At 62.7% G+C, this 518-nt stretch carries 1 protein-coding gene; it reads left to right on the forward strand.

Annotated elements, in window-relative coordinates; all coding sequences use genetic code 11:
* A partial coding sequence (locus AACR93_RS02970) for an HsdM family class I SAM-dependent methyltransferase (RefSeq protein WP_043852240.1) occupies positions 1-518 on the forward strand: 518 nt, incomplete at both ends.

A 518-nucleotide genomic window follows, 5' to 3' on the forward strand; every position in this document is an offset into this window, starting at 1 on the left:
GGCAAGTCCAAGGGGCAGTTCTATACCCCGGCCGAGGTGTCGCGCATTCTGGCCAAGGTGATCGGCATCAGTCGCCAGACGCCGCAAGATGCCACCGTCTACGACCCCACCTGCGGCTCCGGCTCCTTGCTGCTCAAGGCCAGTGACGAGGCGGGACCCAAGGGGCTCACCATCTACGGTCAGGAGATGGATAACGCCACCAGCGCCCTGGCGCGCATGAACATGATCCTGCACGACAACCCGACCGCCAAGATCTGGAAGGGCAATACCCTGGCCGCGCCCCAGTGGAAGGAGGGCAACAACCAGCTCAAGTGCTTCGACTTTGCCGTGGCCAACCCGCCCTTCTCCAACAAGAACTGGACCAGCGGCCTGGATGCCGAGCACGATGAGTTTGGCCGCTTTGTCTGGGGCGTACCGCCGGAGAAAAATGGCGATTACGCCTTCTTGCTGCACATCATCAAGAGCCTCAACAGCCGCGGCAAGGGGGCGGTGATCCTGCCCCACGGCGTGCTGTTTCG

The organism is Aeromonas sp. L_1B5_3 (assembly GCF_963866575.1).
GTDB lineage: Bacteria > Pseudomonadota > Gammaproteobacteria > Enterobacterales > Aeromonadaceae > Aeromonas > Aeromonas jandaei.